This window comes from Lachnospira rogosae (ex Hitch et al. 2025), from assembly GCF_040096455.1.
Taxonomy (GTDB): Bacteria; Bacillota; Clostridia; order Lachnospirales; family Lachnospiraceae; genus Lachnospira; species Lachnospira rogosae.
In genome coordinates this window covers 94,004-113,679 of sequence record NZ_JBBMER010000008.1, presented here as the reverse complement: position 1 = coordinate 113,679, position 19,676 = coordinate 94,004, and the positions used below count along the sequence as shown (strand labels likewise).

General features: G+C 39.1%; 20 protein-coding genes, 13 tRNA genes and 4 pseudogenes. 33 read left to right on the top strand and 4 right to left on the bottom strand.

Annotated features, from left to right (window positions below):
* Nucleotides 1–126 precede the first annotated feature (126 nt).
* The 20 genes from WMO14_RS11240 (at nucleotide 127) to WMO14_RS11145 (ending at nucleotide 6,183) form a co-directional block, all read left to right on the top strand.
* A tRNA-Glu gene (locus WMO14_RS11240) sits at nucleotides 127–198 on the top strand.
* Nucleotides 199–224: 26 nt separating this feature from the next.
* A tRNA-Thr gene (locus WMO14_RS11235) sits at nucleotides 225–296 on the top strand.
* Nucleotides 297–300: 4 nt separating this feature from the next.
* A tRNA-Ile gene (locus WMO14_RS11230) sits at nucleotides 301–374 on the top strand.
* A gap of 23 nt (nucleotides 375–397) precedes the next feature.
* A tRNA-Asp gene (locus WMO14_RS11225) sits at nucleotides 398–471 on the top strand.
* Between the two features lie 27 nt (nucleotides 472–498).
* A tRNA-Val gene (locus WMO14_RS11220) sits at nucleotides 499–571 on the top strand.
* 31 nt (nucleotides 572–602) lie between these two features.
* Nucleotides 603–689: transfer RNA gene (locus WMO14_RS11215), tRNA-Leu, on the top strand.
* A 17-nt stretch (nucleotides 690–706) separates the two neighbouring features.
* A tRNA-Arg gene (locus WMO14_RS11210) sits at nucleotides 707–780 on the top strand.
* Nucleotides 781–1,031: 251 nt separating this feature from the next.
* The gene (locus tag WMO14_RS11205) at nucleotides 1,032–1,268 is read left to right on the top strand and encodes a hypothetical protein (protein ID WP_022501616.1); all 237 of its coding nucleotides are present in this window, start codon (nucleotides 1,032–1,034) and stop codon (nucleotides 1,266–1,268) included.
* Nucleotides 1,269–1,389: 121 nt separating this feature from the next.
* A complete protein-coding gene (locus WMO14_RS11200) occupies nucleotides 1,390–1,731 on the top strand; it encodes a rhodanese-like domain-containing protein (protein WP_082421639.1) in 342 nt (113 codons plus the stop codon).
* Between the two features lie 204 nt (nucleotides 1,732–1,935).
* Nucleotides 1,936–3,084, top strand: a complete 1,149-nt coding sequence (locus WMO14_RS11195; RefSeq protein ID WP_022501618.1) for a THUMP domain-containing class I SAM-dependent RNA methyltransferase — start codon at nucleotides 1,936–1,938, stop codon at nucleotides 3,082–3,084.
* A 2-nt stretch (nucleotides 3,085–3,086) separates the two neighbouring features.
* The gene (locus tag WMO14_RS11190; RefSeq protein ID WP_349153847.1) at nucleotides 3,087–3,704 is read left to right on the top strand and encodes an XTP/dITP diphosphatase; all 618 of its coding nucleotides are present in this window, start codon (nucleotides 3,087–3,089) and stop codon (nucleotides 3,702–3,704) included.
* Nucleotides 3,679–4,161, top strand: a complete 483-nt coding sequence (locus tag WMO14_RS11185) for a metallophosphoesterase family protein (protein ID WP_022501620.1) — start codon at nucleotides 3,679–3,681, stop codon at nucleotides 4,159–4,161. The genes WMO14_RS11190 and WMO14_RS11185 overlap by 26 nt, the downstream gene beginning before the upstream one ends.
* Before the next feature lie 169 nt (nucleotides 4,162–4,330).
* A tRNA-Pro gene (locus WMO14_RS11180) sits at nucleotides 4,331–4,405 on the top strand.
* Between the two features lie 20 nt (nucleotides 4,406–4,425).
* A tRNA-Gly gene (locus WMO14_RS11175) sits at nucleotides 4,426–4,496 on the top strand.
* 4 nt (nucleotides 4,497–4,500) lie between these two features.
* Nucleotides 4,501–4,574: transfer RNA gene (locus tag WMO14_RS11170), tRNA-Arg, on the top strand.
* Nucleotides 4,575–4,673: 99 nt separating this feature from the next.
* A tRNA-His gene (locus tag WMO14_RS11165) sits at nucleotides 4,674–4,747 on the top strand.
* 10 nt (nucleotides 4,748–4,757) lie between these two features.
* A tRNA-Gln gene (locus WMO14_RS11160) sits at nucleotides 4,758–4,830 on the top strand.
* 44 nt (nucleotides 4,831–4,874) lie between these two features.
* A tRNA-Lys gene (locus WMO14_RS11155) sits at nucleotides 4,875–4,947 on the top strand.
* A gap of 314 nt (nucleotides 4,948–5,261) precedes the next feature.
* Nucleotides 5,262–5,645, top strand: a complete 384-nt coding sequence (locus tag WMO14_RS11150; RefSeq protein ID WP_349153846.1) for a DUF7225 domain-containing protein — start codon at nucleotides 5,262–5,264, stop codon at nucleotides 5,643–5,645.
* A gap of 181 nt (nucleotides 5,646–5,826) precedes the next feature.
* Nucleotides 5,827–6,183 carry a DUF5688 family protein gene (locus WMO14_RS11145; RefSeq protein ID WP_349153845.1) on the top strand — a complete coding sequence of 119 codons (357 nt, stop codon included), beginning with the start codon at nucleotides 5,827–5,829 and terminating at the stop codon, nucleotides 6,181–6,183.
* 167 nt (nucleotides 6,184–6,350) lie between these two features.
* Here the strand turns inward: WMO14_RS11145 and WMO14_RS11140 are convergent, their stop codons facing one another.
* Nucleotides 6,351–7,247, bottom strand: coding sequence for a helix-turn-helix domain-containing protein (locus WMO14_RS11140; RefSeq protein ID WP_349153844.1), 897 nt, complete (start codon nucleotides 7,245–7,247; stop codon nucleotides 6,351–6,353).
* Nucleotides 7,248–7,362: 115 nt separating this feature from the next.
* Here WMO14_RS11140 and WMO14_RS11135 point away from each other — a divergent pair, with 115 nt between their 5' ends.
* Nucleotides 7,363–8,574 (top strand): MFS transporter, encoded by a 1,212-nt coding sequence (locus WMO14_RS11135; RefSeq protein ID WP_349153843.1) that lies wholly within the window; start codon nucleotides 7,363–7,365, stop codon nucleotides 8,572–8,574.
* Nucleotides 8,575–8,616: 42 nt separating this feature from the next.
* Nucleotides 8,617–9,216, top strand: a complete 600-nt coding sequence (locus tag WMO14_RS11130) for a DUF1349 domain-containing protein (RefSeq protein WP_349153842.1) — start codon at nucleotides 8,617–8,619, stop codon at nucleotides 9,214–9,216.
* 117 nt (nucleotides 9,217–9,333) lie between these two features.
* Here the strand turns inward: WMO14_RS11130 and WMO14_RS11125 are convergent.
* Nucleotides 9,334–9,444, bottom strand: a pseudogene (locus WMO14_RS11125) (DUF6061 family protein); the annotation flags it as partial.
* A 135-nt stretch (nucleotides 9,445–9,579) separates the two neighbouring features.
* On the opposite strand from WMO14_RS11125, the gene WMO14_RS11120 reads away from it, so the two are divergent.
* The gene (locus tag WMO14_RS11120; RefSeq protein WP_278320356.1) at nucleotides 9,580–9,702 is read left to right on the top strand and encodes a hypothetical protein; all 123 of its coding nucleotides are present in this window, start codon (nucleotides 9,580–9,582) and stop codon (nucleotides 9,700–9,702) included.
* Between the two features lie 423 nt (nucleotides 9,703–10,125).
* Here WMO14_RS11120 and WMO14_RS11115 read toward each other — a convergent pair whose 3' ends face one another.
* Both WMO14_RS11115 and WMO14_RS11110 read right to left on the bottom strand, forming a co-directional pair.
* Entirely contained in the window at nucleotides 10,126–11,421 is a 1,296-nt protein-coding gene (locus tag WMO14_RS11115) for a tyrosine-type recombinase/integrase (protein ID WP_054703075.1), read from the bottom strand.
* An 86-nt stretch (nucleotides 11,422–11,507) separates the two neighbouring features.
* Nucleotides 11,508–12,137: a helix-turn-helix domain-containing protein gene (locus tag WMO14_RS11110; protein ID WP_054703076.1), complete on the bottom strand. Its 630-nt coding sequence runs from the start codon at nucleotides 12,135–12,137 to the stop codon at nucleotides 11,508–11,510.
* Nucleotides 12,138–12,312: 175 nt separating this feature from the next.
* Here WMO14_RS11110 and WMO14_RS11105 point away from each other — a divergent pair, with 175 nt between their 5' ends.
* The 10 genes and pseudogenes from WMO14_RS11105 to WMO14_RS11055 all read left to right on the top strand — a co-directional run bounded on the left by WMO14_RS11105 (nucleotide 12,313) and on the right by WMO14_RS11055 (nucleotide 19,581).
* The gene (locus WMO14_RS11105) at nucleotides 12,313–12,543 is read left to right on the top strand and encodes a helix-turn-helix domain-containing protein (RefSeq protein WP_002578307.1); all 231 of its coding nucleotides are present in this window, start codon (nucleotides 12,313–12,315) and stop codon (nucleotides 12,541–12,543) included.
* Nucleotides 12,544–12,689: 146 nt separating this feature from the next.
* Complete coding sequence (locus tag WMO14_RS11100) at nucleotides 12,690–13,004, top strand: hypothetical protein (protein ID WP_055219036.1); 315 nt, start codon at nucleotides 12,690–12,692, stop codon at nucleotides 13,002–13,004.
* A gap of 280 nt (nucleotides 13,005–13,284) precedes the next feature.
* Nucleotides 13,285–15,006, top strand: a complete 1,722-nt coding sequence (locus WMO14_RS11090) for a MobA/MobL family protein (RefSeq protein WP_147567930.1) — start codon at nucleotides 13,285–13,287, stop codon at nucleotides 15,004–15,006.
* The gene (locus WMO14_RS11085) at nucleotides 14,945–15,694 is read left to right on the top strand and encodes a DUF6040 family protein (protein ID WP_242915125.1); all 750 of its coding nucleotides are present in this window, start codon (nucleotides 14,945–14,947) and stop codon (nucleotides 15,692–15,694) included. Before WMO14_RS11090 ends, WMO14_RS11085 begins: the two co-directional genes overlap by 62 nt.
* A gap of 361 nt (nucleotides 15,695–16,055) precedes the next feature.
* Nucleotides 16,056–16,337 (top strand): annotated as a pseudogene (locus WMO14_RS11080) (TnpV protein); the annotation flags it as partial.
* Nucleotides 16,336–16,686, top strand: a pseudogene (locus WMO14_RS11075) (MGMT family protein); the annotation flags it as partial. The pseudogenes WMO14_RS11080 and WMO14_RS11075, both read left to right, overlap by 2 nt.
* A 176-nt stretch (nucleotides 16,687–16,862) precedes the next feature.
* Nucleotides 16,863–17,318 carry a MarR family winged helix-turn-helix transcriptional regulator gene (locus tag WMO14_RS11070; protein WP_022046904.1) on the top strand — a complete coding sequence of 152 codons (456 nt, stop codon included), beginning with the start codon at nucleotides 16,863–16,865 and terminating at the stop codon, nucleotides 17,316–17,318.
* Nucleotides 17,308–18,654 carry an MATE family efflux transporter gene (locus WMO14_RS11065; protein WP_349153841.1) on the top strand — a complete coding sequence of 449 codons (1,347 nt, stop codon included), beginning with the start codon at nucleotides 17,308–17,310 and terminating at the stop codon, nucleotides 18,652–18,654. The genes WMO14_RS11070 and WMO14_RS11065 overlap by 11 nt, the downstream gene beginning before the upstream one ends.
* A gap of 81 nt (nucleotides 18,655–18,735) precedes the next feature.
* Nucleotides 18,736–18,939, top strand: a pseudogene (locus WMO14_RS11060) (cytidylate kinase-like family protein); the annotation flags it as partial.
* A 177-nt stretch (nucleotides 18,940–19,116) separates the two neighbouring features.
* The gene (locus WMO14_RS11055) at nucleotides 19,117–19,581 is read left to right on the top strand and encodes a hypothetical protein (protein WP_242849410.1); all 465 of its coding nucleotides are present in this window, start codon (nucleotides 19,117–19,119) and stop codon (nucleotides 19,579–19,581) included.
* The last annotated feature ends 95 nt before the right edge of the window (nucleotides 19,582–19,676 follow it).

The window sequence follows — 19,676 nt, the reverse complement described above, 5'->3', positions numbered from 1 at the left end:
GATAGCTCAATGGTAGAGCACTCGGCTGTTAACCGAGTTGTTGTAGGTTCGAGCCCTACTCGGGGAGCTGTAAGAATGAATTCGTGATAGCTCACACTCATTCTTATTTTTTTTAATAGATATTTCGGCTCCATGGTCAAGCGGTTAAGACACCACCCTTTCACGGTGGTATCAGGGGTTCAAATCCCCTTGGAGTCATAAAACAGAACAAAAGGTTTTAATTTGCCGACATGGCTCAATGGCAGAGCAGCTGATTTGTAATCAGCAGGTTGTTGGTTCGACTCCGACTGTCGGCTCTTTGGACCTTTAGCTCAGTTGGTTAGAGCAACCGGCTCATAACCGGTCGGTCCTGGGTTCGAGTCCCCGAAGGTCCACTTGCTTTTGTTCTGTTTAATATGGCCTGGTGGCTCAGCTGGTTAGAGCGCCGCCCTGTCACGGCGGAGGTCGTGGGTTCGAACCCCATCCGGGTCGTTTACAATAGAATAATGTTGTATATATGGGATCTTAGCTCAGCTGGGAGAGCATCTGCCTTACAAGCAGAGGGTCACAGGTTCGAGCCCTGTAGGTCCCATCATTTATTGAATAAACTGCTTATTTATCAGGCCGGTGTGGCGGAACTGGCAGACGCACAGGACTTAAAATCCTGCGGGACTTATACTCCCATACGGGTTCGATTCCCGTTGCCGGCATTTGGTTTATCCAATAAGTACGTGTAGCTCAGCTGGATAGAGCGTCTGGCTACGGACCAGAAGGCCGCGAGTTCGAATCTTGTCACGTACATCTTATCAACCCTGTATTATCTGTGCATACAGATGATGCAGGGCTTTTTGTTTATTATTTTATAATAGTGTTTGTTACATATTTTTAAATATAAAAGTATTAATCAAATTTCAAATGCCAGTATGCTTTGAAAACTGAAACATTATTTGCAATAAGAAATCTTATTTGGAAATTAGAACTTTAAAACTGTGAATAAAACCATTAATAATAGACATACTAAACAGTGAACTAAATTAAAGGAGGACACAGGTATGTCATATAATTCATCTAAAAACGAATCTAACAGCTATAACGAATCAAATAGTTATAATGAGTCAAACAGCTATAATGAAGCTGGAAAGAACGCATATAACAAGAGCTCATCAAAGAATTCATCAAAAAATACTTCTAATTCTTCAAAGAACTCATCAAAAGGTTCTTCTAACTCATCAAAGAATTCGTCAAAGAATTCATATAACAAGTCTACAGACAGCTCAGACTGCTATTAAAAAGCATTTCTTATAAAGATGGTTGTTTGCAATGAAAGGCTGTGCAAACAGCCTGATACATAGGAATTTAGGTTATAGTTATGAAAATCGAGCATAAAATATATTAAAATAAATATAAGAAATGCGTAATATGAATTGTGAATTAATAGGACCTAGAAAGTTAGAATATTATATAAATAATCCTTATTCTTATATTATTGACATAAGGAGTAAAGAAATGTATGACAGTGGTCATATAAAAGGAGCAGAAAATTATCCATATGACTATCTGAGCTCGTATGAGGGCATTAGAGCCTTTAAAAGCCAATACAGGGATAAAAGTGCCATATATATATTATATTGCGAAACTGGAACAAATAGTCTGCTTGTATGTAATAAGCTTGCATTATATGGGTATATTGTGAAATCACTGGCTGGTGGAATAAGAGGATATAACGGAAGATATTTACAGTTAAAGCCATAATATCTGAAGGTATGAAATTTTAGTGAAGAGAAAATGTGATTTAACTATTTTACTTGATTATTTATGGTAAGCATTTTAATATTGATATATATTGTTCGATATTAAGAATAAAATGGTTTAATATTGCTAGTCAGGCATTACTGCCAGATAGAACAATTATTATAAAATCTATAAAAGAATGTATGAATGGAGAAATGCAGGCATATGAAGAATACGTATGAATTGATTGCACCGTGTCATTTTGGATTAGAGTCAGTGTTAAAGCGTGAAATATACGATTTAGGCTATGATATATCCAAAGTGGAAGATGGAAAGGTTACATTTATAGGAGATGCGGATGCGATTGCAAGAGCTAACATTTTCTTAAGAACAGCAGAGCGTGTGCTGCTTAAGGTTGGTGAATTCAAGGCAACAACATTTACTGAACTGTTTGATAATACTAAAGAACTGGAATGGGAAGAATTCATTCCTAAGAATGGCAAGTTCTGGGTTACTAAAGCTAATTCTATCAATAGTAAGCTCTTTAGCTCATCAGATATACAGTCAATTGTAAAAAAGGCAATTGTAGAGCGTTTAAAGGTCAAATACGCCGTTAATTGGTTCGAGGAGGACGGAAACAGCTATCCTATAAGAGTAAGCCTTATGAAGGACGTTGTGACTATTTCGCTTGATACATCAGGGGATTCATTACATAAAAGAGGTTACAGACCAGCGGCAGGAAAAGCACCAATATCAGAGACATTAGCGGCTGCACTTATAATGCTTACACCTTGGAAATCAGACCGTATACTTATAGATCCATTTTGCGGAAGCGGAACATTTCCAATTGAGGCAGCAATGATAGCAGCCAATATTGCACCAGGAATGAATAGACGCTTTACATCTTTACGCTGGACTAATATAATAAATAATGAACTGTGGGATAACGCAGTAGAAGAAGCGGAAGACTTAATTAATTTAAGTATAGACACGGATATTCAGGGATTTGATATTGATGAAAATGTAATTAAAATAGCAAGAAGCAACGCTGCCAATGCAGGTGTTGAGGATTTGATACATTTTCAGGCAAGAAGTGTCAGCGAATTAAGTCATCACAAAAAATATGGCTTCATAATAACTAATCCGCCATATGGTGAACGTCTTGAAGACAAAGAGACGCTTCCAGCTATATATTCAGCATTTGGAAAGCAGTTTGCAAAGCTGGATTCGTGGTCAGCATATATGATTACATCATATGAAGATGCAGTTAAATATTTTGGACGTAAGGCAGATAAGAACCGTAAAATATACAATGGAATGCTTAAGACATATTTTTATTCATTTATGGGTCCTAAGCCACCAAAGAGAGGTTAATTATGAAGAGTATTATTTTGGCATCTAATAACAAGGATAAAGTTAAGGAAGTTAAAGAAATCCTGAAGGGGTACGACATTATTTCTATGAAAGAAGCTGGAATTGATGTTGATATTGAAGAGAACGGAACGACATTTGAAGAAAATGCTTTGATAAAAGCAAGAGCAATTATGAAGCTTACAGGCCAAATAACAATGGCAGATGACTCAGGGCTTGAGATAGATTATCTTAATAAAGCTCCTGGCGTGTATTCTGCACGATTTATGGGACACGATACTTCTTATGATATAAAGAATAAAGCTCTTATACAGAAGCTTGAGGGCGTTAAGGGAAGTGACAGAAGCGGACGCTTCGTATGTGCAATTGCAGTCTGTTTTCCAGATGGACGTGAAATAGTTAAAAGAGGAACAATGGAAGGGCTTATTGCCGAAGAGATAAAGGGAGATAATGGCTTTGGGTATGACCCGATTGTATATCTTCCAGAATATGGCAAGACGTCTGGCGAACTTGCACCTGAGGAGAAGAATAAGATAAGCCACAGGGGCAAGGCATTGGCTCTGATTAAAGAAGAGTTAGACAAATCGGAGGAATTATATGCAGAGGATAATGATAGTAAGTGATACGCACAGACGACACGGTAATCTGGCAGAGGCTATATATAACGAGGGACATCTGGATATGCTTATACATCTTGGTGATGTTGAAGGCGAAGAAGAGGTAATAAAAAGCATAGCCGGCTGTGAAACTATATTTATAGCTGGAAATAATGATTTCTTTTCACCGCTTGACCGCGAGAAAGAAATTGAACTTGGCGGTAAGAAAATATGGCTGACACACGGACATAATTATTATGTATCTTTGGATTTGAAAGTTATTGAGCAGGAAGCTGTTGCCAGAGGAATGGATATAGTTATGTTTGGACATACACACAGGCCGGTTATTATCGTGGAGGATAATATAACACTTATTAATCCTGGCAGCATATCGTATCCAAGACAGGCTGATGGTATACCAACTTACATAATTTTAGAGATTAATGACAATAATGAGTTTAATTTTGAATTAAAAAATGTATAGGAAACCCAGTAAAATAGGGCGTTTGGAGTATATGCTTCAAAAAAATTAAAAAAATTCAAAAAAAGTTTCAAAAAAGTGTTGACATATGGCGAATCATAGCATATAATCTATCTTGTTGTTGCGGTACACGAGTTAAGAACTTAAGAAACAACAACAAGATAAAACCTTTCGGGGTGTGGCTCAGCTTGGCTAGAGCGCTTGATTTGGGATCAAGAGGTCGCAGGTTCGAATCCTGTCACCCCGACTTACAATTTAATATATTATGCGGGTGTAGTTCAATGGTAGAACACTAGCCTTCCAAGCTAGATACGTGGGTTCGATTCCCATCACCCGCTTTGTGTGTCCGTAGCTCAGCTGGATAGAGCAACGGCCTTCTAAGCCGTGGGTCGAGGGTTCGAATCCCCCCGGGCACACTTTTTTTTAACCATATTGGTTAAGCACTTAAAAAGTGTGATACAAGTTGTTAATTAACTTGTAAGAGAGTTCTAAGAGAACTCTTATTTTATGTTATGGTGGGTATAGCACAGCTGGTTAGCGCGTCAGATTGTGGCTCTGAAGGTCCAGGGTTCGAATCCCTGTATCCACCCTTTAATTAATGGGCTATCGCCAAGCGGTAAGGCACAGGGTTTTGATCCCTGCATTACGCTGGTTCGAATCCAGCTAGCCCAGCTGGGTTGGTTGATAGAACTCCCAATCATCAGTTAATAGCATAAGGGCTCATAGCTCAGTTGGTAGAGCACTAGACTTTTAATCTAGGTGTCCCGGGTTCGAACCCCGGTGGGCTCATTGCAAAGGGAATGGTTGAAATACCGTTCCCTTCTTTTTTTGCCATAGTGGACTAGGGGTCAAACAGGTGTCGTAGTCTAAGAATGGGGAAAGTGTGATTTTAATATAAAAAGTATAAAAAGTCTGCAAAGCCGCATAAATACTGGGAGAATCGTTGGTGGTGAAGTTGGGCACTTTTTGGGCACTTGGTGTCAAGAGCTGTATAATGTTTGAGGGTGAAATAGTGAGTGTAGTAAGTGAAAAATGTCATAAAATAGATGCGAGAGTATGACGATTTGGTATATAATAAAATAAATAGATTTGGAGGTATAATTATGGGAATGGGTGGAAATGTACTAGAAAATGATAAAAGAAAAATTGCAGATTTTATAAATGATTATGTAAAGAAAAATGGTTATAATGTAGTTCTTAGTAATAAGGAATTAAATGCATTATATGAGGAGAATGGTGTTGCCCCAGAGAGTGTTTATTACCTTAATTCTGATTATTGTTATAATAGGACTAATAAGGGTATGGTTGAAAATTTTAAAAATGATTTACATATATTTGAATATGTTAAAAGGGGATATTATAGGTTATTGGGTGAGAATTATGAGTATACTGGTGATATAATGCATAAGCCTTCAAAAGAAGAAGAGTATGTTGCAGGACATTGGAAAGATGGAGTACTAGTTGAATGGAATCCAAGAATAAATTAAACACTAGAAAGATTTATGGTGTCTTATAGGATAGTATAAAAAAGAGTTTATAAACTTATAACAAGCGTAAAAAACCAACCTGTAAATATATATAATAAATTTGATACAAGAAACAGAGCAAGTACTAAGGTAGCGAAAACCTTTCAGTACTTGCTCTTATTTTATTTACAGGAGGTTTGCTATGGATGACAAGATAGGTGCTGTTGTTGGTAAGTTACAGCAAAGACTTGGCGATGATTACGAGGTGAGAATTGTTGATGTAACAAAGAACAATGATACTGTGAAGAAAGGTATTTCTGTTAGGAAGAATGGAGAGAAAATCGGAAGAATATATTACTGGAATGGAGAAGCATTAGAAGCATTTTTGGATGATGTAGAAAGCAGTCCTCTTCCTGATATAGACTTTGAAATGAGCCTTAAGAAACAGAAGGACAACATAGTTGCTATTCTAATCAATGCTGAAGCGAATAAGGAACGGCTAAAATCTATGACAGAAACACTTAATGATATGATGAAAGAGTCTCAGGATATTGTATAAGATATTCCTGAGACTCTTTTTATATTGTCAAATGAAACGAGGCAGTTTGGAGCAATATGTATGCTATATCCAGAAGTCTTAAAGAAGTTCTGTGTGGAAAAGATGATTGATAATATAACGAAAAACAACATCATCTCCAAATATTGTATGATTACAGAAAGTAGAAATTAAGAAATTTCCTCTGTTTTCTTCTTTCTGTATTCATTTGGACTTATATGATAATATTGTCTAAACTTCCGGCAGAAATAGCCGGAACTTGTAAATCCGTTTTCTTCTGCAATAGAAAAAACCGATTTTTGAGTGGTACAAAGTTGTTCGGCAGCCTGTGCTAGTCGATATTGAATCAGATATGCTACCGGAGAACAGTGGATGCCAGTCTGAAAAATGTGTAAAGCTCCACTTTTGCTGATAGATGCCGATGCCGCAATCGTCTTCAATGTAATCTCTTCCATGTAGTGATCATGAATATACTGCATCATAGCTTGTAATCTTGCTTGTTTGTGATTTAATCGATGAATACTGTTAGAATCAGAAGTCCAGTCCATATTTTTTTGCAATATGTTCCAAAGCTGAAATAAAAGTTGTATAGTACATAATTCATTATCCGGCTTAGTTTCCTGAATAGTACAAATTTGCGACAAAAGTTGTAGCACCTGTTTTCCAAATGTGTTGGATGGACTGAAAACTTGATATGGAACAGACGAGCTTATCACAGGAAGAATATATTTTTCGTAAATGAGGCTGTTTTCGGGTGCTAATAGGGTTGGCGAAAAAACAATATTAGGTGTAAATGTACTGCTTTGTGCTTCAAAACGATGCAGGACACCGCTATTGATAAATATGCCGCAACCTTTATGTAGTTCTATTTTACTTGTACCTATAAGGCAGAGCGCAGTACCTTCAGCAGTATAAAGAAATTCTAATTCATGATGCCAATGCCAGTCAATGCGATGGAAGTCAAATTTCCAAATATTATCAGGATAGTATGCAAATGGATAATGATTGTTGCCATGCTGGATGGTTTCTCGTAGTGTTTCATCTGTAGTTATCTTAAAAGTCTCCATGCTATATTTCCTCATAAATAATAAAATTTGTTATATTGTACCATAAATATATGATTTTATACAATGACTAGATATAAAGTTTACGATATAATCACATTTATTAGAGGAGAACAAAATGAAAAGCCAATATAATAAGACAATTACAGCCTGTTTTGTAGGTTATATTGTACAAGCTATCGTTAATAATTTTACACCACTGCTTTTTATGTTTTTTCAGAAATGCTATCATATTCCAATTTCCCAAATTACATTGTTAGTGACTTTTAATTTTGGGATACAACTACTGGTTGATTTTCTTTCTGTCAGATTTGTTGATAAAATAGGATATCGGATATCAATGATTATAGCTCATGTTCTAGCAGCGGCAGGATTATTCCTTCTTACAGTTTTACCAGAGATTTTACCAGTTTCCTTTATTGGAATTTTGATTGCTGTAATGATCTATGCGGTAGGTGGTGGACTTTTGGAAGTCCTAGTCAGTCCAGTTGTTGAGGCTTGCCCATCCGACAATAAGGAAAAAGCAATGAGCCTGTTGCATTCTTTTTATTGCTGGGGACACGCCGGAGTTGTACTCATATCAACAGTGTTCTTTTATGTAGTCGGTATAGATAACTGGAAAATATTAGCCATTATTTGGGCGGTTATTCCAATTGGAAATGCTTTTGTTTTTTCAAAGGTTCCCATTGCACCATTGCTTGAGGATGGAGATACCGGACTTGGATTAAAGGAATTGTTTCGGATGAAAATTTTTTGGATTTTGTTGATTATGATGATATGTGCAGGAGCAAGTGAGCAAGCAGTAAGTCAATGGGCCTCTGCTTTTGCAGAAAAAGGTCTTGGAATTTCAAAGGCAGCCGGCGACTTAGCAGGGCCGATGGCATTTGCGGTTCTAATGGGAATATCAAGATTGTTTTATGGTAAGTATGGTGACCGTATCAATTTGGAATACTTTATGATTTATAGTAGTTTTTTATGTATTTTATCCTATTTAGGGATTTCATTATTCTCGATTCCGCTATTAAATCTGATTGCCTGCGCTGTCTGTGGGCTTTCAGTGGGAATCATGTGGCCTGGAACTTTCAGCAAGGCATCAGCAGCTTTGCCCAAAGGGGGAACAGCCATGTTTGCATTGCTGGCATTAGGTGGAGATATAGGTTGTTCAGGAGGTCCTACATTGGTTGGAATGGTATCAGGAGCTTTTGGGGATAACCTAAAGATGGGAATTTTGGCAGGAATTATTTTTCCAGTGTTGCTACTTATAGGAGTCATTCTTTGCAGAAGACAAAAGAAAATTACTAATTATAATACAGTGAAAAGTAGGCACTAAATATAGCTGCTTATTAAAATAAAAAAGAAAGTGAGAAAAAAGATGGAATTTTTGAAAAACAATCCTAAATGGATACGTCAACCAAAGCAGGTACAAATTAGTGAGGATAAAGTTGTAATTCTTACAGAAAGGGGTACCGACTTATGGGCACGCACTTATTATGGTTTTCAAAATGATAATGCTCCAGTATTTCAAGTTGAAACAACGGACAAGTACTTTTCTTTTATTGTTAAAACAGAATTCGAGAGTACCTGTCGTTTTGACCAGTGTGGTGTGGCTATGTATTTGAATAGTGATAATTGGTTTAAGGCATCTATAGAATATGAGAATAAAAAAATACAGCGATTGGGAAGCGTTGTAACCAATCATGGATATTCTGACTGGGCAACAACAGACATATCCTCTGATATTAATAGTATGTGGTATCGTTTTTCACGAAGGGACAGTGACTACTGTATTGAATGCAGTGAGGATGGCATAAATTTCAGACAAATGCGTATTTTCCATATGTGTGAAGGTGCAGAAAAAATTACTTATGGAATATATGCATGCAGCCCGATAGAAGGCTCATATAAGGCAACATTTTCAAATATGCAGATTACGGAATGTAAATGGGAATCAGATGCAGACTGGCGTGATTGATGATATGATTTCTAAAGATAAATCTCATATGAGAATCATTATCAGTTAAATTGAATAATAAATATAAGCCCAAAATAATCCCCGAAAAATTTTAGAATTTTTGGGGATTATTTAACATTATAAATAAAGAGTGTTCTCTGCATCAACCCATATTTGTATCGTTCCATCAAGATATAATTTTGCATATTCGACAGGTTTATCAATGGCAAGTGCATTTAATGCACAATCATAAGAAATGATAGATAATTTTTATATTATCATATTCAAAAGCATGTGAAAATAGTGGACATAATGTTTTGGACGATTTTGCTGAGGTCAGCAAAACCGTAGAAGCTGGTGCAACACATAAATCTACAAAGGATTATGAATTATCAAGATATGCTTGCTATTTTTCAAAATGCAGGTTATATGGGACTTTATGGAGGTCTTGATGTTGAAAAACCGTTTTCTTTTTTTGCCATAGTGGATAGTGAATATGGAATGTGAATATATAAGGGGAGTGATGGTTTGAATAACAGTTCAGAAATCTAAATCAACAATAAGTGAACATATTAGCAATATATATAAATAGGGAGAATTAAAAAGAGAGGATACAAGGAGAAATCCGGAAATTCCGAAATTCCGAAATTTCTACAAAACCTGCAATAATAAACAATGATAAGCTGTGGAATACAAAAAATGATATTTTAAATATTACACAGGCTACTGACTTATATATTGATAATTATAGTTTTAACTTGGTTGAGTTTTATGTTAAAATGGGTAAAACAAATCGAAATTTGTGGAGAGATTTCCTGAACTTTCCTTATTTTTCAAGGCTTACAGCCCCTTAGATAGTGAAATGATATGTATTTTCCCTTATTTTTGCCCTTATGCGGAATCCGCAAGGGAAATAAGGGAAATTTTTAGTTAAGCATTGCTCGCTACTTTATCAAGAAGTCTTGCGGAATCCCGTTTTGCTTTTCTTGTTGAGTGAGCGTAAATATTCATTGTGGTACTGACATCAGAGTGTCCTAACAGTTCCTGTACATCTTTCGGTGCAGCTCCATTGGAAAGCAGATTGCTGGTATAAGTGTGACGCAACTGGTGAAAATGGAAATCTTCAAATCCTTCCAGCTTCTTTGCCACTGATCTGCATACAATGCTGAGTGTACTCGGCAGTTCCAAAGAGCCATCTGGTCGCAGGCAGACAAAGGAGATTTCTTTGTAATCTGTCGGGATTTCCTGTGTTCCGTCAAGATGATAGTATTCATAATATACCCTGTTTTTCACATGCACTTCTTTGTAGTAATTGCGGTGATATAATTCGCCATACTGCATCCGGTTTTTGAGCTGTTCTTTTCTGGCAGCTTTCAGTACTTCAGTCAGCGTATCTCCAAAATCAACAATCCTTACTTTTTTCCGTTTCGTTGGTCCGATAATATTTTTGTGTTTCATGCCGTCGTAGCGGATACTGCGTTTTATGGTCAGGCATTGTTCCTCAAGGTTAATGTCCTGCCATGTAAGACCACAGGTTTCCCCGATACGGAGCCCGGCATAATACGCAATTTGAATCGGCAGAATAGCAGGTGGATTTTTCTTTTCCAGATATTGGATAAGCCGTTCATAATCCTCATGTGAAATCGGCTGTGTACCTTCTTCCACTTCATCATCGGAAAAGAGGTCAACTTCCTCTGCCTGCTTTTTCAGCTTAATATACTGCATCGGATTGAAACTGATTAACTGTTTTGGAAATACTGCAAAACGGAATGACTGCTGTAACACTGCGGAAAAAGAATGGATATAATCTTTGCTGTATCCTTTTCTTACTTTCCCGTCTGGAAACTCACCACCGAATGTAAGCAGATCAAGAAATGCCTGTAAATGTTCGGCAGTAACTGTTTTCAGTTTGCGGTCTGCAATCGGGTGTTTTTTGATATAGCGGATTACACCAAGATAATTTTCTACTGTACCGTTGCTGAGTGTCCCAGTTTTTAGTTCTTCTTCTGCCCACATGTCCAGAAGTTCTCCTACGGTAAGATTATCTGCCTTTGCGACAAACTTCTTATTTTCGTAATCTTCCAGTGCCTTGCGGAGAAGCTTTTCCGTCTCACTTTTACTCTCGGTTCCGGCGTATTCTTTCTGAACCATTTTACCGCTTGCATCTTCTACATAGAAGCGATAGTACCATTTTTTTCCTTTTTTTCTAACAGATCCTTTTGCCATAATCGTATGTCTCCTTTCGATATCAGACAATCGGAACTGTTGAAATGCTTCTTGCGTGTAAGTATATCACAACTCCGGTTGTCTTACTATACCGATTCAGAATCCTCATACATAACTTCGGATAAAAGATTGGCAAGCCTTTGTTCTGCTGCTTCCGGTTTCTTTGAATAGAGCCTTATCACATCTGCCATATCGTTAAATGCGTTGACAGTATGCGTGATCTCCCTGAGAAACATAATCTCATTATATTCATCTTTCGATTCAAATCCCATTACTTTGGCAATGTCCGCATCTTTGGTACTGCCTTTGTAATTTTTGCAGGCGAACTGAAACGAATCCAGAAACAATTCATATTGCTTTAACAGTAACAGCAGTAAGTCTTTAGAAAAAGCGTCTTCTGTTTTATTGAGATCAAGAGGTAACTGTTTGAGAATGTTGCCCATCGCATCACGAATCTGCAATTCTTTCTTATCCGTAATATCAGTTTCATATTCATCGGTTTCCCCTTTGAGCCATTTGATTGATACATGAAGTGCTTCCGAGAGACCTTCCAGTACCATCTTTTTGGTATTGTCAATCGAACCGTTCTCATAACGCAGGATTGTGGAAGCGGTAACTCCCATCTTCTCTGCGACATAAGGCTGTGTCAGATTTAATTCCAGACGGCGCTGTTTTGCCCTGCTGCCGATCAGCTTGCGTAGTTCTTTATCTTTCATGCTGATGTGCCTCCTTTTTCGGTATGTCATTACTATACCACGTAACAACATATATTGCAATATGCAATTTAAAGAAAAGAAATATAATTTCATAACGCTTGACAACAAGATGCAAACACGCTATACTGACAGCACAAACGAAATTGCATAATGCAATCAATAAGGAGGTGGTCATATGACGCAAAGAAAGATCGCCTTATCTATTGAGGAAGCTGCTGATTATACGGGAATTGGCAGGAACACCCTGCGAAAGTTGGTAGAGTGGAAGAAACTTCCGGTATTGAAGGTTGGGAGAAAAGTCCTGATCAAAACAGATATGCTGGAACTCTTTATGGAAGCCAACGAGGGCAGGGACTTGAGGGATAAGGGAAATGTGAAAGCAGTCACAAGAAACGGTTCAACTTAAAAAAGCGGTTCCCGAAGAAACCGCCAAAGGTTCTATCAGACCGGAGCCATGATATACCTACACGCAAGCAGATTATACCATGTACTTCGTCTGACAGACAACAGGAAACTTATGTTTGGAAGAAAAATGAAAGGACGATGATATTTATGGCAAGATCAACAAAGAGTTATGAGGAGCGTATGCTCCAGTTGGAAAAGAAAGAACAGGAAAGCCTTGAGAAGGCAAAACAGTATGCAGCACAGAAACGGGAACTGAAGAAACGTCAGAAAGATGTGGAAACCAAAAAGCGGACACACAGGCTCTGCCAGATTGGCGGTGCGGTGGAATCGGTGCTGGGTTCTGCGATTGAGGAAGAAGATATCCCGAAGCTGATCGGCTTCTTAAAAAGGCAGGAAGCAAACGGAAAGTTTTTCTCAAAGGCAATGCAGAAAGAGCCAGTTGCAAATACGGAGGAAGTGTAATGCCGGAGGGAGTGGGTTTTCCATTCCCTTCATTGCTTTTTTATGAAGGGCGCACTTATGGACAACCAGAGGTCGTCCGTATAAGTTTGCCACAGATGGCAACCGGTCTGCGCTTACGCTTGCCGGGCTCGTTCCGTCGGCGGGGCTTTCAGCCAGACCTGCTCATGCCGCAGGAGGCACTCTTATGCAGAGGGCGTTCCGGCAGATACCATTTTCTTTTAGGGAAAAGGTTACCTGCTGGAAATCAAAGCCGGATACGGCAGAAAGGGGGAAACGGAGCATGGCGATTTTTCATTATACAGTAAAGATTGTTGGACGCAGCAAAGGAAAATCCATCATATCGGCGTCTGCTTATCTCAATGGCGATGTGATGAAAAATGAAGAAACAGGCAGGATCAGCTACTACACTTCAAAAAAAGAAGTCGTTTATACCAGCCTGATGATGTGTGAAAATGCACCACAGGAATGGCAGAATGTACCTGCTGAAACTATCAGACGGTTCCAGAAATCAGTCCGATATAAAAGAGCAGATAACAAAGAAGCTGCACTGGAAAAATTCAAACTTACTTTTCAGAAACAGCGTTTGTGGAATGAAGTTTTGAAGATTGAGAAGACCGCGGATGCACAGCTTGGCAGGTCGTTTGAGTTCTCACTACCGAAAGAATGGAACCGAAAGGAACAGATTGAATATACAACGGATTATATTCAGAAAATCTTTGTAGACAAAGGCATGTGTGCAGATTGGAGCATTCACGATAAGGGCGATGGAAACCCACATGTGCATTTACTTGTTACCATGCGTCCATTCAATCCAGACCATTCATGGGGAAACAAAGAAGTCAAAGACTGGGATTTTGTCAGAGATAATGATGGAAATATCGTGGTTGATGAGTCTCACCCGGACTGGTGGCAGGATAAAAAGAACCCTGCCCGTCATGGAATCCGAATCCCGGTATTGGACGAAAACGGTAATCCGAAAATCGGTGCAAGGAATCGTAAACAGTGGAAACGTGTATTAACCGATGCTACCGGATGGAACAATCCCAAAAATTGTGAACTATGGCGGAGCGAATGGGCAAATGTCTGTAATGCACATTTGAAAACGGAAAATCACATTGACCACCGTTCTTATGCAAGGCAGGGAAAATTTGAGATACCAACGATCCATGAGGGTGCGGATGCCAGAAAAATTGATGAGAAATTTCAAAACGGACAGACATCCTCCGCTTCATGGAAAGTGGAGGAAAACCAGATCATAAAAAGACAAAATGCACTGCTGGGTAAAATAAAGATTTCTTTTGGAAAAGTATCTGGTGCATTGACACAATGGAAGGAGCGATTGGATGACATTAGAAGAAAGCCGGGAAGTCATTCCCATGATGGAGACAATGATAAACCAGATCGAGGAACAGCAGAATCTTATGGCAGAGATGATACAGGAATTACAGGAACGGGACAGGCAGCTTCTGTTTTTTCAGGAGCAGAACCAGAGTTTAAAAAACTTAAACAGCGAATTATCCGGGCTGCTGAATCTTTTGCCAGATACAGAAGAACTGCTCTCACAGATCGAGCAACAGAAAACCAGAATCGAACAGTTGGAAACCGAGAATCAGCAATGGCAGGAATTAACGCAGAAGCTGAACAGCGAGAACAGCTTATTGCAGAAACAGAACACCGAATTGCTGACCTTAAACAGCAGATAGAGAAAGTGAGGGAGCTTGATGAACGGATGCAAAGACTTAGAGAACGTCGGGCAGGTGGAAGAACTTTTGCTGATGACAGAACAGATGCAGGACGAACTGGATCAGAAAGACCAGACAATTTTGGAACTGAACAAGCAGCTAAGCGAATCGCTGACCTTGAACGAGAAATTGAACAGCGAAAACAGAGTCGAGAATATCGAAGCATTGCGGACAAGATTAAGGCAAACAGAGGAGCGATTGACCAACGAGACAGACAGAAGGAAAAGAGCCGACGCAGAAGTCGTGGCATGGAAATTTAAGTATGAAAAAGCAGAACAGGAGAAACTTTATGCACAGACACACCAAAAGACGGTAGAGGTAGCTGTTGAGAAAAAAGTGCCTTATGAGAAATGTGAAAAATGTGACCGCACTGCTTACCAGAAAGCAAAAGAAAAATGCGATAACCGCAAAAGTCAGCTGGAAAAGAAATTTAAAAATATGACAACTGGTTATGAAAGTATCCTGTTCCTACTGGCATGGTACAGCATAACAATAACCCTGTTTACGGCTATTCTTTCGCCAGTTTTCCTTAACGACTGTATCACCTTTTTCGGTGTGTTAGGAAAAGGAATGGGAAGCTTGTTTCGGGAGTTTGTCATAGGTGCAGATTCTTTCGGACAGTTAAGCAGCGGAATACCTAACCGTATCCTTTCCGGGCTTATGTACTGGCTGATCGTAGCTATTGTTATGGGAATTTTATTTATAATAACCGGATTACTGATAGTTGGGATTGGCTATCAGGTTGGAAAAATCTACCGGAAATATTGCTGGGATATCCTCAGTATAATAGTGGCGATAACGAGTGCAGCTATTGTAATTTACTTTGGAGAATGGATAAAATCTGTTATTCCTGTAAATCTTATCACGCTGTTGCTACTGGTGCATGTGATTTATATTGGAATTCGATGCTATGTGAAAGACTGGCAGGAAGAACGGGGATATTATTAAGAGTAGGTCGGACAGCTAAATTTTTAAAGCTGTCCGATTTGTGCATAAAAATAAAATTTATTCGTTTGGATATTACTTTATTGGTTTTATTATAATAAAGCCAATTATAATAAGAAATAGTGTTAGTATCCATGAAATAGGAAAAGCATAATACAGAATATTTAACTGGCAATGCTGCCTGAAAATAGTATATATCCAGAGGATACGAAAACAACAGGTTCCTATGATAGTTGCAATAGCCGGGTATAAAGAGTGCCCAGTACCTCTTAATACACCTGTCGGAATCTCATAATAAAATGAACGCAGGCAGCGAAGCAACTGCGTTCATGAGCAAGTAGCGAAAGCGGATTGCGAATGTCCTATTTATATAACGTATACAAATGTAAATGGATATCTGATCCCGAATCTCACCTATAAATCCGGTGAGCAGATGGAGCAACTTGGCAAGTATGGTTTTCTTCACAGAGATTATCTGAAGAATCATCGAAATTCAACTTATCAGGTGATGCTTCTGCAGGACACCATTGGAGAGCATCTTCTGGAAGTAGACAAGGCAGCCAGAGAACGGGAAGAAGCGATTCTGAAACAGCTAGAGAAAAAAGAGCCTTTGCCGGATAAAGAGAAAGATCAGATTGTCTGGGTATGATCTGGTTACGGACAGTCCGACAAAGAGAATCTATGAAGCAGTGAAGCGTATTCCGAAAGGACATGTGGCAACTTATGGGAAGATCGCAGAGATGGCGGGAGACCACAGAATGGCAAGAGCCGTGGGCAATGCACTGCATAAGAATCCGGATCCGGAACATATTCCGTGCTTCAGAGTGGTCAATGCGAAAGGTGAACTGGCCGGGGCATTTGCGTTTGGTGGAGAGGATGTACAGGCAGAACTTCTTCGAGCGGATGGAGTTGAAGTGATAAATGGAAGGGTAGATTTGGGAAAATATGGAATATGTGTCTGCGGAAATCTGGGAAAAAATTCCGGAAGATATTAAGAAGATGATAAATTTTCAGCGGATCAGCTGTTAACAATGGAATAAAAGCTTGACAAATTTCTAAATTTTTATATAATTATCAAAGGTAATTAACTGTGATAATTACTAGAAGTGCCATGAATGCAAAAGAAAGTATAAGTGGTGATTTTACTGATAATATATAAGGAGGACAGAATATGACAAGTGAAATAATAAAAAGGATGTTCGATGCATGTTATCAGGCAAAGCGGACCCGGGAGATGCTCCCACCGTTGCCCGAAGGTGTTCGTTCATCCTTTATTCAATATCTGGATACGATACAGTCTTTGGAAGGACAGGGCGTACAGGTAAAGGTGTCGGATATCAGTGATGCAATGGAGCTTCCAAGACCGGGAGTTACAAGAACTGTCAAAGAGATGGAAGAAAAAGGATACCTTAAGAAAATGGCTTCTGAAGCAGATGGACGTGTCACATACATAGCTGTTACAAGAAAGGGAACAAATCTTTCGCAGAAATATGACGAACAATATTTTAAAAGTCTGCTCCCTTACATGGAAGAAATCTCGGACGAAGATGCAGAATGTATGATACGGACGATAGAGAAATTTTATCAGATCATGTGCGAAAGGAGAAAACATTACGATGAACGATAAGGCAGATTTTACACAAGGAAGCATACTTAAAAAACTGATTGCATTTATGATACCGGTGCTGGGATCATTGATCCTGCAGGCGGCATACGGTGCAGTGGATCTTCTGGTAGTTGGAAGATTCGGTTCTACATCCGGGCTTTCAGCGGTTTCTACGGGAAGTCAGGTAATGAATCTTGTAACTTTTGTAGTGACACAGTTTGCAATGGGTATTACGGTACTGATTGCGAGATATCTCGGTGAAAAGAGACCAGAGCAGATTGGATCGGTCATTGGCGGATCAGCAGTTGTATTTACGATGATTGCAGTCGGATTATTTATTGTTATGGTTGGATTTGCACATCCAATCTCAGTCCTGATGCAGGCTCCGAAAGAGGCGGTTGAGCTGACCTCGGTATATGTGCGTATCTGCGGAGGCGGTATTTTCTTTATTGTTGCATACAATCTTTTATCAGCAATTTTCCGTGGACTGGGGGACAGTAAATCACCGTTGCTATTTGTATTTGTTGCATGTATTGTAAATGTGATCGGAGATATAGTACTTGTGGCAGGATTTCATATGGACGCAGCAGGTGCGGCGATTGCAACTGTTACAGCGCAGGCACTCAGCGTAGTATTTGCTATTGTTATTCTGATCAAAAAGGAACTTCCATTTAAGATTACCAGAAAAGATTTCGGGTTGAATAGTCAGTGTAAGAAATTCCTAAAGATCGGACTTCCGCTTGCACTGCAGGAGTTCCTGACACAGATGTCCTTCCTGGCACTTTGTGCATTTGTGAACCGGCTTGGCCTGGAAGCTTCTTCGGGTTACGGTGTTGCATGTAAGATTGTCAACTTTGCGATGCTGGTTCCAAGTGCGCTGATGCAGTCGATGGCATCCTTTGTATCTCAGAACATCGGAGCAGGCAAGGCAAAGCGTGCGAAGAAATCCATGTTTACCGGAATCGGTGTTGGCCTGGTTGTGGGATGTATAGTATTTTTATTGGTGATGTTTGGAGGCGATATACTGGCAGGGTTCTTCACAACGGATGTAGCCGTTATCCAGAAAGGGTATGCATATCTGAAAGGATTCGCACTGGAAACAATCGTGACAGCAATTCTGTTCAGTATGGTCGGATATTTCAATGGTAATAACAAGACGGTATGGGTAATGACACAGGGATTAATCCAGACATTGCTGGTACGTCTTCCATTTGCCTATGTGATGAGTATCCAGCCGAATGCAAGCCTGACAAAGATCGGTCTTGCGGCACCAGTATCGACAATGGTGGGAATCGTGCTAAATGTTGGATTTTATATTTATCTTGACCGTGCAGAGAAAAAAAGTAACGCTTTATAAATCATTATATGTTTAAAAAAGGGAGCGGGAGAGACACTGCAGGTAATTGCTTGAGACCAAGGGAATGCTTCTGGATGATGCATACAGCGTATCAGCTGGTTATATAATGTCAGTGACCAGAAAGCAGCAAAGCTGATAGAGGATACAGATAAAAGGCGTATGACAAATTATAACTTTTATACCGGGCAGAAGTGGGGAAAGGCCAGCAATTACACGTTGTGTCTGAACAGTTCACAGCTTGGATATGGCAGATGTGAAGCGGTTATTATGGAGTGCGCGAAATAAAAAATCCGGTTATAGTAAAATCCCATCTTTGGCAGTTGGAAAGAAAAAATGGCTGCATACCAAGCAAAATCAAGGTGTGCAAAAAAAATCTCAAATAATTAGCACTCACCTCTTGATCAAGCAACTTTTTAGGCAATAGACTTTACTCTTTGGCTTGCAGAAGAGGACAATCTTGCGTTGCTGGCGGATGCCGTTGGCTTGGAGATAACCTTTGATGAAACTGAGTCCAGCGTTGGAGATTTTAATGTAGACATTTATGCAACTGAAACAGGAACGGACAGAAAAACCATTATTGAAAATCAGCTTGAAGATACAGACCATGATTACCTTGGTAAATTGATTACATATGCCTCCGGCAAATCTGCCGATATTGTAATTTGGGTTGTCAAGAGAGCCAGAGAAGAACATCGCTCTGCAATTGAGTGGCTGAATAATCACACCGATGAGAATATTGCGCTCTTCTTGGTAGAAATCAAACTATACCAAATAGGCAGTTCGGATATCGCCGTTAAATTTGAAGTGGTAGAAAAGCCTAATGACTGGACAAGAAAGCCAACAGAATCCTTATATCTTATTCGGCAAATTTTTAAAATAAGGATAAGTGGTCTGAACAGTTCGATTGGGCGATGGACGTTGCCCTGAAGATGAAAAATACCTTCAAGAAATACTTATAAATAATAATCGCATTTGGTATACTTCCTGAAATGATTTTGAGACGTATACCATATCAGATTGCA

Excerpts from the sequence above, each read along its gene's own strand:
- WMO14_RS11205 (WP_022501616.1), top strand. The coding sequence starts at position 1,032 with ATGTCATATAATTCATCTAAAAACGAATCTAACAGCTATAACGAATCA.
- WMO14_RS11200 (WP_082421639.1), top strand. The coding sequence starts at position 1,390 with ATGCGTAATATGAATTGTGAATTAATAGGACCTAGAAAGTTAGAATAT.
- WMO14_RS11195 (WP_022501618.1), top strand. The coding sequence starts at position 1,936 with ATGAAGAATACGTATGAATTGATTGCACCGTGTCATTTTGGATTAGAG.
- WMO14_RS11190 (WP_349153847.1), top strand. The coding sequence starts at position 3,087 with ATGAAGAGTATTATTTTGGCATCTAATAACAAGGATAAAGTTAAGGAA.
- WMO14_RS11185 (WP_022501620.1), top strand. The coding sequence starts at position 3,679 with ATGCAGAGGATAATGATAGTAAGTGATACGCACAGACGACACGGTAAT.
- WMO14_RS11150 (WP_349153846.1), top strand. The coding sequence starts at position 5,262 with ATGGGAATGGGTGGAAATGTACTAGAAAATGATAAAAGAAAAATTGCA.
- WMO14_RS11145 (WP_349153845.1), top strand. The coding sequence starts at position 5,827 with ATGGATGACAAGATAGGTGCTGTTGTTGGTAAGTTACAGCAAAGACTT.
- WMO14_RS11140 (WP_349153844.1), bottom strand. The coding sequence starts at position 7,247 with ATGGAGACTTTTAAGATAACTACAGATGAAACACTACGAGAAACCATC.
- WMO14_RS11135 (WP_349153843.1), top strand. The coding sequence starts at position 7,363 with ATGAAAAGCCAATATAATAAGACAATTACAGCCTGTTTTGTAGGTTAT.
- WMO14_RS11130 (WP_349153842.1), top strand. The coding sequence starts at position 8,617 with ATGGAATTTTTGAAAAACAATCCTAAATGGATACGTCAACCAAAGCAG.
- WMO14_RS11120 (WP_278320356.1), top strand. The coding sequence starts at position 9,580 with ATGAATTATCAAGATATGCTTGCTATTTTTCAAAATGCAGGTTATATG.
- WMO14_RS11115 (WP_054703075.1), bottom strand. The coding sequence starts at position 11,421 with ATGGCAAAAGGATCTGTTAGAAAAAAAGGAAAAAAATGGTACTATCGC.
- WMO14_RS11110 (WP_054703076.1), bottom strand. The coding sequence starts at position 12,137 with ATGAAAGATAAAGAACTACGCAAGCTGATCGGCAGCAGGGCAAAACAG.
- WMO14_RS11105 (WP_002578307.1), top strand. The coding sequence starts at position 12,313 with ATGACGCAAAGAAAGATCGCCTTATCTATTGAGGAAGCTGCTGATTAT.
- WMO14_RS11100 (WP_055219036.1), top strand. The coding sequence starts at position 12,690 with ATGGCAAGATCAACAAAGAGTTATGAGGAGCGTATGCTCCAGTTGGAA.
- WMO14_RS11090 (WP_147567930.1), top strand. The coding sequence starts at position 13,285 with ATGGCGATTTTTCATTATACAGTAAAGATTGTTGGACGCAGCAAAGGA.
- WMO14_RS11070 (WP_022046904.1), top strand. The coding sequence starts at position 16,863 with ATGACAAGTGAAATAATAAAAAGGATGTTCGATGCATGTTATCAGGCA.
- WMO14_RS11065 (WP_349153841.1), top strand. The coding sequence starts at position 17,308 with ATGAACGATAAGGCAGATTTTACACAAGGAAGCATACTTAAAAAACTG.